At 42.0% G+C, this 16275-nt stretch carries 15 protein-coding genes, 1 rRNA gene and 1 riboswitch; of the genes, 1 reads left to right on the forward strand and 15 read right to left on the reverse strand.

Annotation, left to right across the window (positions count from 1 at the left end; genetic code table 11):
• Window positions 1-27: 27 nt before the first annotated feature.
• On the reverse strand, window positions 28-1773 hold the full coding sequence (locus ACFX4X_RS12665; RefSeq protein ID WP_377383877.1) for an adenine deaminase C-terminal domain-containing protein: 1746 nt from the start codon (window positions 1771-1773) through the stop codon (window positions 28-30).
• A 145-nt stretch (window positions 1774-1918) separates the two neighbouring features.
• Here ACFX4X_RS12665 and ACFX4X_RS12670 point away from each other — a divergent pair, with 145 nt between their 5' ends.
• On the forward strand, window positions 1919-2176 hold the full coding sequence (locus ACFX4X_RS12670; protein WP_377383880.1) for a YgaP-like transmembrane domain: 258 nt from the start codon (window positions 1919-1921) through the stop codon (window positions 2174-2176).
• Between the two features lie 67 nt (window positions 2177-2243).
• On the opposite strand, the gene purD is transcribed toward ACFX4X_RS12670, so the two are convergent.
• From purD to rrf, 14 genes are all read right to left on the reverse strand, one after another.
• Complete coding sequence (gene purD, locus ACFX4X_RS12675; RefSeq protein WP_089362517.1) at window positions 2244-3500, reverse strand: phosphoribosylamine--glycine ligase; 1257 nt, start codon at window positions 3498-3500, stop codon at window positions 2244-2246.
• A 20-nt stretch (window positions 3501-3520) separates the two neighbouring features.
• Window positions 3521-5056: a bifunctional phosphoribosylaminoimidazolecarboxamide formyltransferase/IMP cyclohydrolase gene (purH, locus tag ACFX4X_RS12680; protein WP_125163152.1), complete on the reverse strand. Its 1536-nt coding sequence runs from the start codon at window positions 5054-5056 to the stop codon at window positions 3521-3523.
• 18 nt (window positions 5057-5074) lie between these two features.
• Window positions 5075-5650: a phosphoribosylglycinamide formyltransferase gene (gene purN, locus ACFX4X_RS12685; RefSeq protein WP_317778346.1), complete on the reverse strand. Its 576-nt coding sequence runs from the start codon at window positions 5648-5650 to the stop codon at window positions 5075-5077.
• Window positions 5650-6675 (reverse strand): phosphoribosylformylglycinamidine cyclo-ligase, encoded by a 1026-nt coding sequence (purM, locus tag ACFX4X_RS12690; protein ID WP_061461272.1) that lies wholly within the window; start codon window positions 6673-6675, stop codon window positions 5650-5652. Before purM ends, purN begins: the two co-directional genes overlap by 1 nt.
• A gap of 42 nt (window positions 6676-6717) precedes the next feature.
• A complete protein-coding gene (gene purF, locus ACFX4X_RS12695; RefSeq protein WP_125163154.1) occupies window positions 6718-8133 on the reverse strand; it encodes an amidophosphoribosyltransferase in 1416 nt (471 codons plus the stop codon).
• Complete coding sequence (gene purL / locus ACFX4X_RS12700) at window positions 8118-10337, reverse strand: phosphoribosylformylglycinamidine synthase subunit PurL (RefSeq protein ID WP_377383886.1); 2220 nt, start codon at window positions 10335-10337, stop codon at window positions 8118-8120. The genes purF and purL overlap by 16 nt, the downstream gene beginning before the upstream one ends.
• Entirely contained in the window at window positions 10321-11007 is a 687-nt protein-coding gene (gene purQ, locus ACFX4X_RS12705; RefSeq protein ID WP_125163156.1) for a phosphoribosylformylglycinamidine synthase subunit PurQ, read from the reverse strand. The genes purL and purQ overlap by 17 nt, the downstream gene beginning before the upstream one ends.
• Window positions 11004-11258, reverse strand: coding sequence for a phosphoribosylformylglycinamidine synthase subunit PurS (gene purS / locus ACFX4X_RS12710; RefSeq protein WP_034306118.1), 255 nt, complete (start codon window positions 11256-11258; stop codon window positions 11004-11006). Before purS ends, purQ begins: the two co-directional genes overlap by 4 nt.
• Entirely contained in the window at window positions 11251-11970 is a 720-nt protein-coding gene (purC, locus tag ACFX4X_RS12715; protein WP_061461268.1) for a phosphoribosylaminoimidazolesuccinocarboxamide synthase, read from the reverse strand. Before purC ends, purS begins: the two co-directional genes overlap by 8 nt.
• A gap of 102 nt (window positions 11971-12072) precedes the next feature.
• Window positions 12073-13365, reverse strand: a complete 1293-nt coding sequence (purB, locus tag ACFX4X_RS12720; protein WP_125163158.1) for an adenylosuccinate lyase — start codon at window positions 13363-13365, stop codon at window positions 12073-12075.
• Between the two features lie 20 nt (window positions 13366-13385).
• The gene (gene purK, locus ACFX4X_RS12725; protein ID WP_284471962.1) at window positions 13386-14522 is read right to left on the reverse strand and encodes a 5-(carboxyamino)imidazole ribonucleotide synthase; all 1137 of its coding nucleotides are present in this window, start codon (window positions 14520-14522) and stop codon (window positions 13386-13388) included.
• Window positions 14506-14994, reverse strand: coding sequence for a 5-(carboxyamino)imidazole ribonucleotide mutase (gene purE, locus ACFX4X_RS12730; protein WP_230135718.1), 489 nt, complete (start codon window positions 14992-14994; stop codon window positions 14506-14508). The genes purK and purE overlap by 17 nt, the downstream gene beginning before the upstream one ends.
• A gap of 180 nt (window positions 14995-15174) precedes the next feature.
• Window positions 15175-15276: riboswitch (purine riboswitch) on the reverse strand.
• Window positions 15277-15350: 74 nt separating this feature from the next.
• Window positions 15351-15551: an NETI motif-containing protein gene (locus ACFX4X_RS12735; RefSeq protein ID WP_061461264.1), complete on the reverse strand. Its 201-nt coding sequence runs from the start codon at window positions 15549-15551 to the stop codon at window positions 15351-15353.
• A gap of 515 nt (window positions 15552-16066) precedes the next feature.
• A 5S ribosomal RNA gene (gene rrf / locus ACFX4X_RS12740) occupies window positions 16067-16182 on the reverse strand.
• Window positions 16183-16275: the final 93 nt, after the last annotated feature.

Here is a 16275-nt window from a genome sequence, read left to right on the forward strand (position 1 = left end):
ATTATTAGCCATTTCTTCTCTTATATTTTAACGCATTATAGTGGGAAAGAGTATAGTTTTATTCATAACATCATATACTCCTCGCTGGGTTAGCCTTATATATGGCAGATGGGTTGTCGAAAAGAATGAAAGGGTGTAAACAGGATCATCGAAGCGATATCCCCTCTCACGCAGCAAATGTTTCAATTCATTTTCTTCTTTTATCAATTCAGGAACCTCTTTGGTGGACATGACTCCCATTAGTTTAAGAGGAAGTTCATGGATCACCTTTCCATGTTCCGTTAAAATGATTCCACCGCCAATTTCCTTCAGCCGGTTAAATGCCAAATGCATATCCTTTTTCCTTTTACCGATTAGTATGATATCACCGGTATTGGTATAAGAGCCAGCAAAGCCACACAATTTATCCGCAAACCCTTTTAATATTGTATTGATGCGCCATTTCCCTTCCCGATCAATAAGCATGAAAAAGCATTCATCATCCTCGAAGTTCAGCTCTTCATACCCTACATCATTGGAAAGGGAGTACGGTTTCGTAATTACATTATTGACCAATTCAATCCCAAACGGCATGGAAAATTCAAAATCTTCCTTTAAACTAAGATCCCAATCAAGATCAAGTGGTTTAAAATCAAAATCACGCCATTCGATTTCCTGTAAATCAGGAATGATTTCACCATCCCTTTTCACCCATTTCCCTTTTGCCATTACTGAAACCGGTGCGGGTTCCTTTACATCGGTCAGGAAGTTAATGTTCGCTACCCTTCCAGTGGCAATATTGCCATGAAGGTATTCAATATTATAATATCGTGCAATGTTGATAGTTGCCATATTGTAAGCATCGATGACCGGAACGCCATGCTCTATCGCTATTTTGATCAAGCAGTCTATGAGACCACCCTCATAAAAAGACGGCGGCGAACCATCTGTCGTATAAAAGAATTTGTCATAATGATCGATGCCCAGTTCATGAATTTCCTTTATCATCTTTGGAAGATCAGGCCGGATCGAAGAATGTCTTAGTGATACATAATATCCTTGCAGCAAGCGCGCCATGACTTCATCGCCTGTCATTGCCTCATGATCACAATCGGCGCCGAACAGGGTCATTTTTGCTAAGGTCTTCTCTGAAGCACCTGGAAAGTGTCCTTCTATTTTCTTCCTCATCCGCTTGGCTTCCTGAATCCAGTGCAGCATCATGTCATCCCCATCGAGAAGCTTCGGCCATCCTGTCAGCTCCCCGCCCTGTAATACGGCATCATGCTCCAGCCAGGATTTAACTGCCCCATGGGAAAATACCGTATCTTCATCGATCAATTCCGTCTGTCCGTCAAAACGGCTCCACCAATACATCGTTACAGGAATATTGCGTAATTCTTTCAAAAGAGAAAACGCTTTCTTTTTATCCAACTGCAATAGAAACGGCAAGTTATCATTGATCAATGTCGTTGTCCCAAAATGAGATGCATAACGTGAAAAAGAAAGGGGATTATATAATTGAGAAGGATGTGAATGCGGCTCAATATAACCCGGGACTAAATACTGGTTTGTGCAGTCAACCATTTCACAGCGGTCTATATTATCCGGAAGCTTATCGCCGACATATATGATGCGATCATCATATATCCATATATTCGCTTTCACCCATTTTCGTAAAGCCTGATTTAAATAAGTCGTATTTTTAAGCAGAATGTGTGGTGCCCTATTGCCATCCAGCACATCTATATGTTCTCTTAGATGTTTATTTTTCCATCTATAGCGCTGTTCAAGCATAAACATTCCCCCATAATTTTTTAGAAACAGATGTATGAAAAAACCATTTTCAATCCAATTTTATTTCATAGTAACATACTTACCTCATTAGAACAGTATCGTTATCCAGAATATTGTTAAATTTTTGTGAAGGGATGGACAAAATATGAAGTTTAAACAAAATATCAGTATAATAAATGCCTTAATGCGAATTACGTGTGGTTTTACCTTTCTAACATGGGCAATGGCTAGAATGGTAAAGAAACCCTGGAAAAACCAATCTTATATTATTGTGGTCATGCTTTCTGCAATGAAAATAGGCGAAGGCATTCTCCGCTATTGCCCCCTCACGGATGCAATGGAAAATGGACAAACCTTAATGAAAAATGAACCAAAACAGGATAGAGAGTCCAATTCATATTAAGTTTTTTCTAAAGAAGAAGCTGACTCCGTTTAGAGTCAGCTTCTTTTTATTATAATGAAAAATCGCATTAAATTGCACGGTATCCAATATCCGTTCGCCAGAATAAGCCGTCTTTCTCAATATGCCCCAACTCTTTATATACTTCAGCTTGGGCTGAGGCCAAATCATTCCCTTTTGCAGCAACCAGAAGTACACGTCCGCCGTTTGAGATGAAATTCCCCTCATCATTTTTAGCCGTTCCAGCATGATAAACATGGGCATTCGGATCAATCTTTTCCAAGCCTTTAATGATTGAACCCTTCTTATAATCCCCTGGATATCCATCAGCTGCCACGACCACTCCAAGAACAGCTTCTTCATGCCATTCAAGTTGTAAATCCTCCCCAGAAAGAACCGCTTCAAGCGTATCTACGAAATCGGTTTTTAGGCGTGGTAAAACAACTTGTGTTTCCGGATCGCCAAAACGTGCATTGAACTCAATGACTTTTGTGCCCTTTTCAGTAGCAATCAACCCGGCATATAATATACCTGTAAAACGCCGATTTTCCGAAATCATCGCATTTACTGTAGGCTGAAGAATTGTTTCGACTGCAGTCTGAATCATTTCATCGGAAATTTGCGGCACTGGTGAGTATGCACCCATTCCACCTGTGTTCGGACCCTGATCTCCATCAAAAACTCGCTTGTGATCTTGAGCAATGACCATCGGATACACTTTTTCCCCATTCACGAATGCCATCAATGAGAATTCCTCGCCATCGAGAAATTCCTCAATAACGACTTTGGCAGAAGCTTCGCCGAACTTTGCCCCGACTAACATATCATGGATGGCGTCTAACGCCTCTTCCATCGTCATTGCAACAACGACACCTTTTCCTGCAGCCAAGCCATCCGCTTTTATGACAATGGGGGCACCCATTTTTTCGATATATGCCTTTGCTGAATCATAATCAGAAAATGTTTCATATTCCGCTGTCGGAATGCTGTAGTTCTTCATTAAATCTTTAGCAAAGGATTTACTTCCCTCAATGACTGCAGCACGGCCATTAGGGCCAAATACCTTTAAGCCTGCATCCGTAAAGTCGTCTGCAAGTCCATTCAACAATGGCGTTTCGGGCCCAATCACCGTTAATGAAATTGCATTCTTCTTTGCGAAGGCAACCAATTCCTCATGATTGTTTTCTTCAATTGGAACAAGAGTCGCTACATCTGTCATACCTGGATTTCCAGGTGCTGCAAAAACTGTCCCAACCCGTTTACTTTCAAATAATTTGCGGGCTATGGCATGCTCCCTGCCGCCCCGGCCAATTACTAGTACATTCATTATCGCACCTCTATTTTTGATTAATGTTTAAAGTGACGAATTCCTGTAAATACCATTGCAATCCCATATTCATCAGCTTTCTTGATTGAATCTTGATCTTTTACAGATCCACCAGGCTGAATAATTGCCGTGACGCCCGCTTTTGCTGCCGCTTCTACAGTATCATCCATTGGGAAGAAAGCATCTGATGCCAATGCACTTCCTGTCGCTCTTTCCCCAGCTTGTTCCAGAGCAATTTTTGCAGCACCGACACGGTTCATTTGACCTGCGCCAACACCTAAGGTCATTTGACCGTTACTAACCACTATTGCATTCGACTTTACATGCTTTACGATTTTCCAGCCAAGTTCCATGGCTTTCCATTCTTCAGGAGTAGGCTCACGTTTCGTTGCAACTTTTACCTCTGCATCCTTTAAGCTATGTGCATCTCGATCTTGAATAAGTAATCCGCCTTCAATGGAAGTCAATTTACGCTCAGGTTTTTTAGCCGCATCGAAATCGATCGTTAATAAACGAAGGTTTTTCTTGCTTGTTAATACTTCCACTGCTTCATCTGTAAATCCAGGAGCAATGATGATTTCAAGGAAAATTTCATGAAGCCTTTCCGCAGTCGCTTTATCAACTTCACGGTTCAAAGCAATGATTCCACCGAAAATGGAAGTAGCATCTGCCTCATAAGCTTTTTCATACGCTTCTAAAATGGTCGCTCCTACACCGACGCCGCAAGGATTCATATGTTTAACAGCAACAGCAGCCGGCTCATTGAATTCCTTAACGATTTGAAGTGCTGCATCAGCGTCATTAATGTTGTTGTATGAAAGCTCTTTTCCATGTAATTGCTGCGCTTCAGCAATTGAGAAAACGGAACCAAGCGGTTTTTTATAGAATGCTGCTTTTTGATGTGGATTTTCCCCATAACGAAGGGACTGTTTCAATTCATAGGTAACAGTCAATGATTCAGGATTCTCTTCATCGGTAAGCTCAGTCATATACTCCGAAATGACAGCATCATATGCAGCTGTATGGCGGAAGACTTTTGCAGCCAAACGGCGATTCGTGGTTTTTGATACTCCGTCGTTTTGTTTCAGCTCAGCCAATACGGTAGGATAATCATTTGAATCAACGATAACAGTCACATATTCGTGGTTTTTAGCAGAAGAACGAAGCATTGTCGGTCCACCGATATCGATGTTTTCAATAGCATCTTCCACAGTGACTTCTGGTTTGGAAATAGTCGCTTGGAACGGATATAGGTTTACACAGACAAGTTGAATGGGTTCAATATTATGCTCTGCAAGCTGTGCTGCGTGATCCTTGTCATCATGTTTTGCCAACACTGCTCCATGGACATTCGGGTGAAGTGTTTTTACACGTCCATCCAAGATTTCCGGAAAACCAGTGACATCACTGATTCCAATTACATCAACGCCATTATCCTGCAGTGTTTTTTTGGTACCGCCTGTAGAAATAATTTCAAAACCTGCCTCAATTAAACCTTGAGCAAATTCTACGATACCTGTTTTATCCGATACACTAATTAAAGCACGTTTCTTCATGTTATGTTGGTCCCTCCATTAAGTAAGTTTCTTGTGGCATAGCTCCTGCAAAACTGACGGATACATGTCATGCTCCATTTCCTGAATCCTTTTTTGAAGAATGTCTTTCGTATCCCCCTCAAGAATTGGCACTGCATTTTGGGCAATGATCGGTCCTGTATCCATTCCATCATCAACATAATGAACGGTTACCCCCGTTTCCTTCACTCCAGCGTCAAAAGCCTGGCCAATTGCATCCTTGCCTGGAAAACTAGGCAAGAGTGAAGGGTGGATGTTCACAATTCTCTGTGTATACTTTTGTAATAATGTCGGACCAATCAAACGCATATAGCCAGCCAGAATGATAAACTCTATCTCATATTGGCGAAGTTTCTCCAGGATTACCGATTCATACTCAGTCTTGTTAGAGTAATTCTTCGCTGAAAAGGCGAAAGAATCAATGTTCTCAAGCTTTGCTCTCTCAAGTACATAAGCGTCTTCCCGATCACAAACGACAAGACAGATTTCCGCCGCCAATTTTCCACTTTTTATTGCTTCAGCAATTGATTGGAAATTACTACCATTACCTGATGCAAAGACAGCAAGGCGCTTCATTATTTAAACGACACTCCATTTCCGTCCACAATCGTTCCAATAACCGATGCTTCTTCGCCGCAAGACCGTAGATGGGCTACCACATCAGATGCCACTTCTTTTTTCACGACAGCCGTCATTCCAATACCCATATTGAAAATATTGAACATTTCCTCTTTTACAAGGTTCCCTTTTTCTTCAAGGAACGCGAATACAGATGGAATTTCCCAACTTCCTAGCTCGATTTCCACACCGCATCCTTCAGGTAGAATACGGGGAATATTTTCGATGAACCCGCCACCCGTAATATGGGCAAGACCATTAACATCAAATTTTTCTAATGTCGATAAAATGGATTTTACATAGATTTTTGTCGGTTTTAGTAATTCCTCACCCAACTTGCAACCCAATTCCGGTACGAAGTCATGAAGCCCCATACCTGAGTCTTCAAGAAGGATTTTACGAACAAGTGAATATCCATTACTGTGGATGCCGCTTGAAGCAAGTCCAATAACGACATCACCCGCCGAGATTGCCTCACCCGTAATTAGACGTGATTTTTCAACTGCACCTACAGTAAAGCCTGCAACATCGTATTCTTCCGTTTCGTACATGCCCGGCATTTCCGCTGTTTCTCCGCCGATTAAAGCACAGCCTGCCTGCTCACAGCCATCTGCAATTCCTTTGACGATCATTTCAATTCGTTCTGGATCTGCTTTACCGCAGGCAATATAATCTAAAAAGTATAAAGGTGCAGCACCTTGAACGACAACATCATTGACGCACATAGCTACACAATCCACACCAATTGTATCGTGTTTATCCATCATGAACGCCAACAAAAGTTTCGTACCCACTCCATCCGTACCTGAAATGAGCACAGGTTCTTTAAGGTTCAAGGAAGATAAGTCAAACATGCCTCCAAAACCGCCAAGACCATTCATTACTTCTGGACGAAATGTGCGCTTTACATGTTTTTTCATTCGATTTACCGCTTCATAACCAGCCTCAATATCCACACCAGCCTGTTTATATGCATTAGCCATTTGAAATCCTCCTCCGAAAATCAATCTTCATTGCCGACTTGATTAACATTTTGTTTTTTCTCGTTCGTACTCAAAAATTTCAGTCGGATAATTTCCAGTGAAACAAGCTAGGCATGAACCGCGCGTTTCTCCAGGAAATGGTCGGCCAATTGCTTCGACCATACCTTCGACACTTAAAAAAGTTAATGAATCAGCACCAATGATTTCCCTTATTTCCTCCACCGATTTAGAGCTCGCAATCAGTTCTTCCTTTTTAGACGTGTCTATTCCATAAAAACATGGATTCTTGATCGGTGGCGAGCTGATTACAACATGCACTTCTTTGGCTCCTGCATCTTTTAACATGCGGACAATCCTTCTGCTCGTGGTCCCACGGACGATTGAATCATCAACCATTATGACCCGCTTACCTTCTACGACCCCTCTTACAGGTGAAAGTTTCATTTTCACGCCTTGTTCACGCAGACTCTGTGATGGCTGAATGAACGTCCGTCCAACATAACGATTTTTTATTAAGCCCATTTCATAGGGAATGCCGGCCGCTTCAGCATAGCCTATCGCTGCCGAAATACTGGAATCGGGTACACCTGTAACTACATCCGCTTCTATTTTAGCTTCCAGTGCCATTTGCTTGCCAAGGTTTTTTCGTGCCGTATGAACATTGATCCCATCAATGTTACTATCCGGACGGGAAAAATACACATATTCCATCGTACACATTGCCTGTTGACTGGAAAGCGAAAAGTACTCGGAAGTGATTCCCTCATCATTAATGACAACGAGTTCACCCGGTTCAATATCGCGGATGAATTCTGCACCTACAATATCAAGGGCACATGTTTCGGATGCAGCGAAATATGCATCGCCTATTTTCCCTAAGGAAAGTGGACGGAAGCCATGCGGATCTCTTGCCATGATCATTTGGTTTTCTGTCATGATGACAAAGGCATAGGCTCCCTTCAGCATGCTTAAACTGTTCTTCACGGAATCCCTGACATCTGAGTAGCCGGACCGTTTTATCAAATGTGCCAGAACTTCCGTATCCGATGTCGTTTGAAAAATGCTGCCCTGTCCTTCAAGCTGTGCTTTTAACTGATGGGCATTGACGATATTCCCATTATGAGCAAGGGCCAGCCCCCCTGTATGTGAATTGAACAAGAAAGGCTGAACATTTTGATACCCGCCGCCGCCTGCCGTTGTATAACGGACATGGCCAATTGCCGCTTTTCCGGTACCGGAAAGTGCCTGCATTTTTTCGGCCGTGAAAATCTCTGTGACAAGACCTTCACCCTTAGTGATGGACATCTGCTCACCATCCGTCACGACGATGCCAGCTCCCTCTTGACCACGATGCTGTAAGCTATGCAAACCGTAGTAAGCAAGCTGTGCTGCATCGGGATGTCCCCAGACTCCCAATACACCGCACTCTTCGTTTAGGCTTCTTATTTCAGCAAGCATGGTATGGCTCCCTTCCAAGCTGTTTGTAAATCTTCAACGTCCGCTTCCAATACTTTGCTATCACTTGTTGCCACGACTAATTTATTATTATTCGTTACTGAACCTATGCATATCGCATCTTCAACAAGTGCTTCAAATGCCGTTTGGTTTTCAGGATTGATGGACAGTAAGAATCGTGATTGCGTTTCACTGAATAATGCAGATACCGGTTCGCCGGTTATATTCACTTTTGCCCCAAGTTTGCTAGCCCCGAATAAAGATTCGGCTAAAGCCACTGCCAAACCGCCTTCCGAAAGGTCATGGGCTGATGCAACAAGTCCTTTTTTGATTGCAGTTAGAATTTGCTGCTGACGTTTTTGTTCAACGGCCAAATCAAGTTCTGGAGCGCGTCCAAAGATTTTACCTTCAAGCATTTTCTGTAATTCACTGCCTCCAAATTCAACTTTCGCTTCGCCGACCACATAAATCAAATCGGATTCATTTTTAAACGATTGTGTAGTGATGTGCTGAAGGTCACTGACAAGACCAACCATCCCAACTACAGGTGTCGGATAAATCGCTTCACCATTCGTTTCATTGTAAAGGGAGACATTTCCGCCAATTACAGGAGTACTTAAGCTTCTGCAAGCTTCACTCATACCGTCTGCAGCTTTTTCCAATTGCCAAAATATTTCTGGTTTTTCAGGATTCCCAAAATTCAAGCAATCCGTAATTGCTAAAGGTTCCGCACCCGAGCAAATAATGTTACGTGCTGCTTCAGCGACTGCGATTTTACCTCCCGTTTCTGGATCTAAATATATATAGCGGGAGTTACAATCCGTCGTCATAGCAAGGGCCTTATTTGTGCCCCGAACTCGTACTACCGCCGCATCCGATCCAGGTGAGACGACTGTATTCGTGCGGACCATGTAATCATATTGATCATAAACCCATTCCTTACTCGAAATCGTCGGTTGCTTCAATAGTGATATCAGTGTTTCTTTATAATCTTCTATGACTGGCACTTCAGCCTTCATGCTTTGGAAATCACGGAAATATTGCGGTTCTGCAGATGGCTTATGATAAATCGGAGCTTCTTCAGCCAATGCATCAACTGGAACCTCTGCAACAATTTCACCTTGATGCGATAATGTTAGGTTTTTGTCATCCGTCACTTCACCGACGGAAACAGCCTCTAGATCATATTTCGTAAACAAGTCAACGATTTCCTGTTCGCGTCCTTTAGTTACAACGATCAGCATCCGCTCTTGTGATTCAGAAAGCATCATTTCATATGCTGTCATTCCTGTTTCACGCTGCGGTACTAAATCAAGATTCATTTTTATTCCTGATCCAGCTTTACTCGCCATCTCGGCAGATGAACTTGTAAGACCCGCTGCTCCCATATCTTGAATCCCAACAAGGGCATCATTTTGAATCAATTCAAGGCATGCTTCCAAAAGCAGTTTCTCCATGAATGGATCTCCTACTTGGACGGCTGGGCGTTTTTCTTCTGATGACTCTGAAAGCTCTTCAGATGCAAATGTTGCTCCATGAATACCATCACGTCCAGTTTTGGCACCCACGTACATGACTGTGTTGCCCACTCCATGTGCTTGGCCTTTTTTAATGTCCTTATGATCAATCAAACCGACACACATAGCATTGACTAAAGGATTTCCTTCATAAGAAGGATCGAATTGAATTTCGCCTCCCACAGTCGGTATTCCGATACAATTGCCGTACCCAGCAATCCCGGCAACCACTTCTTTAAATAAATATTTCACGCGATCATTGTCTAGCTCACCGAAGCGAAGTGAATTCAGCATCGCAATCGGACGTGCACCCATGGAGAAGACATCACGGATAATACCGCCGACACCAGTAGCGGCACCTTGGTAAGGTTCGATAGCAGATGGGTGGTTATGACTTTCTATTTTAAAAACGACAGCCTGATCGTCACCGATATCAACGATACCAGCTCCTTCACCAGGTCCTTGAAGGACTTTCTCCCCAGTAATCGGGAATTTTCTTAAGATGGGTTTTGAATTTTTGTAGGAACAATGCTCTGACCACATAACCGAAAACAATCCAGTTTCCGTATAATTCGGCAGTCTGCCTAAGATTTTCTCCACCATGGCAAATTCTTTATCGGATAGTCCCATACTTGCGTACAATCGCTCCGATTTAATTTTTTCCGGACTTGGTTCAAGCTGTAATAACATGTGATTCCCTCCAGTTTTTTACGATGGATTGAAAAATCTTTAAGCCGTCTTTACTGCCAAGCAGTGAATCAACAGCACGTTCGGGATGAGGCATCATTCCGAGGACATTTCCTTGTTCATTTGTAATTCCCGCTATTTGTTCCAAGCTTCCGTTTGGATTTTCACCGTCATAAGTGAATAAAATGCGGTTATTTCGTTTTAATTCAGCCAATGTTTCTTCATCACAGTAGTAATTCCCTTCACCATGGGCAACCGGGATCGTAATCGTTTCATTTATTTCATATCCTGTCGTGAACATCGATTGATTATTTTCAACCTTCAATCCTACATTGCGGCAAATGAATTTCAAGCCTTCATTACGGCGCATCGCTCCAGGTAAAAGTCCTGCTTCAAGTAAAATCTGAAAACCATTGCAGACACCCAAAACAGGCTTTCCTGCTTGTGCCGCTTTTACGATTTCGGCCATTACATTCGAAAATCGTGCAATCGCTCCAGAGCGTAAATAGTCCCCATAAGAGAAACCTCCTGGAAGGAGAATCCCATCATACTGATCTAGATTGTCTGTAGAGTGCCAAACATACTCCACTTCTTCCCCTAGAGCATCCTTTATCGCATGGAACATATCGACATCACAATTGGAACCAGGGAAAACTATGACAGCAAATTTCATTGGGTGATAACCTCCTCAACATCATAGCGGTAAGCTTCAATTACCGTGTTGGCCAATAGTTTTTCACACATTTCCTTCACAAGTTGATCTAAATCACGATCCGTATCCTTAATTGTAAGTTCAATGTATTTCCCCACTCGAACATCACTAACTTCGTTATATGTCAAGCTATGAAGTGATTGTTGCACTGCAGCTCCCTGTGGATCTAATACACTTTCGCGTAGTGTGATATATACCTTAACCTTATACATGTTGAGTACCCTCCAACTTTGCTAGTATTTTTTCGTAAGCATCTGTTAAACTGCCTAAATTACGGCGGAATACATCTTTGTCTAACTTTTCGTTCGTGTTAACATCCCATAATCGGCAGGTATCAGGTGAAATTTCATCTGCCAGCAGAATGTCTCCATTCGGGGTTTTACCGAACTCTAATTTAAAATCAATTAATTTAATGTCCAATTCTTTAAAGAAGGAAGTTAAGACGATACTGATCTCTTGTGCCTTTTCTTTTAAAATGGCTACATCTTCCTTGCTTGCAAGTTCCAATTCTTCAATATGGTCTTCCGTTAACAGAGGATCGCCGAGCTCGTCGTCTTTATAGTAAAACTCAATCAGCGTTTTCTTAAGCGGGTGGCCTTCTTCAATGCCAGTTCTTTTAGAAAAACTGCCGGCAGCCGTATTTCGTACAACGACTTCAAGCGGAATGATGGATACTCTCTTAACTAACTGCTCCCGGTCGGAAAGCTGTTCAATAAAATGGGACGGTATATTTTCTTGGGCAAGCTTTGAAAATAATAGGCTTGTAATTTGATTATTCAACTTACCTTTTCCGGCGATTTCTGACTTCTTCTCACCATTAAACGCTGTTGCCGAATCCTTGTATTCCACCCATACTATTTCACTGTTGTCCGTTGCAAAAATCTGTTTCGCTTTTCCTTCATACAACAATTCTCGTTTTTCCATCTGTCCAGACCCCCACATTGTGAATATTTCGAATCATCCTGTATTGATCGGGCTAGGCAAACATATCACCGTTTAGAGGTGCTATGTTTGCCGCCTTCACTTTTATAAACCTAAACGATCAAAGATTACATCAACATTTTTCAAGTGATGTGTAGGATCGAAACAATCATCAAGTTCTTCTTTCGTAAGCAAGCTTGTGATTTTATCATCCTTTTCGATCAGGCTTCTGAATGGAACCTGAAGCTCCCATGCTTCCATCGCTTTCGGCTGAACCGTATCATAAGCCTCTTCACGGACAAGTCCTTTATCGATAAGGGACAGCAGCACACGTTGTGAGAAAATCAATCCCAGTGTACGGTCCATATTGCGTTTCATATTTTCTGGATAAACGGTCAAGTTCTTCACTATGTTGCTGAAACGGTTCAGCATGTAGTTTAATGCGATCGTTGCATCCGGCAAGATGATGCGCTCAGCAGAAGAATGTGAAATGTCACGTTCATGCCATAATGGCACATTCTCATATGCTGTCATCATGTAACCGCGGATTACACGAGCTATACCTGTCATATTTTCAGAACCGATTGGATTCCGTTTATGAGGCATTGCCGAAGATCCCTTTTGTCCTTTTGCAAAGAATTCTTCCACTTCGCGTGTTTCACTTTTTTGCAAGCCGCGTATTTCTACTGCGAACTTTTCAATTGAGGTCGCAATTAAAGCCAATGTGCTCATATAATGTGCGTGGCGATCCCGTTGCAATGTTTGTGTTGAAATAGGTGCTGCTTCAAGGCCAAGCTTTTCACAAACGAATTTTTCAACGAACGGGTCGATGTTTGCGTAGGTTCCGACAGCTCCAGAGATTTTCCCAACCTCTATGTTCTTTCTAGCTTCTTCAAAACGTTCGACATTGCGTTTCATTTCTTGATACCAAAGTGCCAGTTTCAAACCGAAAGTAGTCGGTTCCGCATGAACTCCATGTGTACGTCCCATTTGAACCGTATATTTATGTTCTTTCGCTTTATTTTTCAGGATCTCCACGAAGTTATTTAAATCCTTGGAGATGATATCATTCGCTTGCTTTATCATATATGAAAGAGCTGTATCGACCACATCAGTAGAAGTCAGTCCGTAATGGACCCATTTCCGTTCTTCACCCAATGTTTCAGAAACCGCACGTGTAAAAGCAACAACATCGTGGCGTGTATCTTTTTCGATTTCATTGATACGCTCAACATCGAACGTAGCATTTTCACGAAGAAGCTTCACATCTTCCTTTGGAATTACTCCAAGTTCAGACCATGCTTCACAAGCTAGAATTTCTACTTCCAACCACGCATTAAAGCGGTTTTTCTCTGTCCAAATGTTTCCCATCTCTGGGCGGGTATAACGTTCAATCATTTTACTTCCTCCGTTTCAACCTATTGATTCCATATTTTGCTTCGATCACTTTCCAAAAGAGCTTCCTCAATCGTTGGACGTAAAATATTCACATGCCCCATTTTCCGCTTAAACTTGGCCTCTTTCTTGCCGTAAAGATGAACCTTCCAATCAGAAATCGTCGGAATTTCATCCATTAAGGGTCCAATATGCTCACCAAGGATGTTTAACATTACGACCGGCTTCAATAACGCCGTATTACCGAGCGGCCAATTACAAACAGCCCTTATATGCTGTTCGAACTGTGAAGTCTCACACGCTTCCATTGTATAATGGCCTGAGTTATGTGGTCTTGGCGCTAATTCATTAATGATGATCTCATCCTGAGCGGTTAAAAACATCTCGACCGCCAATGTCCCTACCAAATCAAGTTTTTCTGCAAGCTGCAAGGCTTCATTAATAGCCTTCCGTTCAGCTTGTTGACTAATACGTGCGGGAACAATGCTTTTATGAAGAATATTTTCAATATGAATATTTTCCGCTATCGGAAAATGACTTGCCTCGCCATTTGCCTTACGCGTCACGATAATCGAGATTTCTTTTACGAAAGGTATCCAGGCTTCCAGCACACATACACCTGTTTTGAGCAGGGATTCTGCCTTTTTGATATCGGCTTCTTCCTTAATGACCAACTGCCCTTTTCCATCATAACCGCCCCGCGTCGTTTTTAACACACTAGGGTACCCTAATTTTTCTATATGAAGGTAAATTTCTGAAATATCTTGTATTTCCCGATAAGGAGCAACCGAAGCTCCTGCATCAGATATGGCCTTTTTTTCAGTAAGTCTATCCTGGGTCATCTTTAATAATTCTGAGCCCTGTGGAAGAAATGCATGTTGCTTTAACCAATCCAGTGCTTCTGAACTGATATTTTCAAACTCATATGTTATGACGTCACTAACCTCAGCCAACCTTTTCAATGCTTCGATATCATCATAAGCACCAATGATTTCAATATCCGCCACTTGCGCACATGGACCTTCTGCAGTCGGCTCAAGGACCGCTATCTTAAAGCCCGATGCCTTAGCCGACAAGGCCATCATCCTGCCCAATTGCCCACCGCCAATAATTCCAATGGTCTGTCCCGGTAAAATGATTGTATTATTTAAGTTGTTCACTGCTCTGTAACACCTTTTCTCTGGTTTCGTCTCGTAAAGATTCTAACCTATCAGCAAGGTTGGAATCGAAAGCTGCTAATATTTGAGCCGCCAACAATCCGGCATTGACTGCGCCAGCTTTTCCGATTGCAACCGTTGCAACCGGTACGCCGCCAGGCATTTGAACAATCGATAATAACGAATCCATCCCATTTAATGCCTTAGATTGTATCGGCACGCCAATCACAGGGACAATCGTTTTGGCTGCTGTCATACCTGGAAGATGCGCCGCCCCGCCAGCTCCGGCAATAATCACCTTAATATCTCTATCTTTTGCACTCTCTGCATATTCAAATAGTAAATCCGGCGTCCTGTGGGCGGAAACGACCCTTTTTTCATAGGGAATCTCAAGCTGTTCCAATGATTCACAAGCGTATTTCATCGTTTCCCAATCCGAGACACTTCCCATAATAACTCCAACTTGTGGTTTCATATCATCTTTCCCTCCAACACTCATATTATGACGTCCCGAGTATGCAGATGGACGCTTATCATTATCTATAACATGTAAATTAAAAAAACCGGGCAGTTTGCTTCCTCATCGAGAAAGCAAACTGCCCGGAATAGAAAGCCCTTTTAAAAAAAAACAAAAAGGACTTGGCTAGTTTCCGAATTAGTCAGATGCTTTTCTCATAGTCCGATGATTTACGGTCATCAGGTAGAAACTTTTGGGCCATATCCCCATGATTATATGAGATGTATTAATGTAACTTCATCTTACCTTCCGGCCATTTTAATGTCAAGTTAAAATCGAATATTTTTACATGATATTAATGAATCGTTCGTGTTTTACTCGATTAATTTTACTTCGAATACAATTTTTCGATCAACTGGCACATATTGGACTTTGCCATTCTCGATTTTCTCGGCAAAGATGGGTTCTTCCGTCCGCCTTACAGGAAAGTAGCCTGCCGCTTTAATTCGATCTAAACAAGCATCGATTGTCTCACCCTCAACAACTTCAAACTTTTCCTTACTTTTTTTACCCACAATACCAAAATCCCTTCCATAATTCCATTTTATTTGCCTTCTTTCTTAACATCCAATTTGCATTATTATCTTAATAAATTCCTCCTAGTATAATGAAAAAGAACAAGTAAGACAAGAAATCCATTTTAGTATTCATTACAGTATTACAGGGATTCCATAATGCCTTAGTTAATGTCTTCTCCGAATCTCCTTGCATAATTTGCCGTCTGTCTAAAAAAAAGACCCTATCTTCATAATTTATACATCCATTCAATATCCTAACCTTCTTCCCTTCCCAATACTATAGCCAGACTCAAGTAACCCCCCTGTTCCATGATCAGTACAGTTATTCGTATCTTGCACCCATGAATTATTTCAATTCACATCTCTTGTAATTTGAGGGCATTGAAGAGAGGCAACATATCCCTTTAGGTCGAATTCAATTCAATTTGAAAGATGGAGATATCATAAAAACGATTTCTTTTAAATCATTGAGACGCAAAAAAAGACCAGCCGGATGGCTGATCTTTTAAATGGCTTGGCGGCGTCCTACTCTCACAGGGGGAAACCCCCAACTACCATCGGCGCTGAAGAGCTTAACTGCCGTGTTCGGAATGGGAACGGGTGTGACCTCTTCGCTATCGCCACCAAACATATCAGGAACGTTGTTCCTTCAAAACTAGATAATAAGAAGGTATTTCATTTTTTAAAAAGCGTTGGTTAAGTCCTCGATCTATTAGTATCA

It is taken from the genome of Peribacillus sp. YIM B13481, from assembly GCF_042787985.1.
Classification (GTDB): Bacteria; Bacillota; Bacilli; order Bacillales; family DSM-1321; genus Peribacillus; species Peribacillus simplex_A.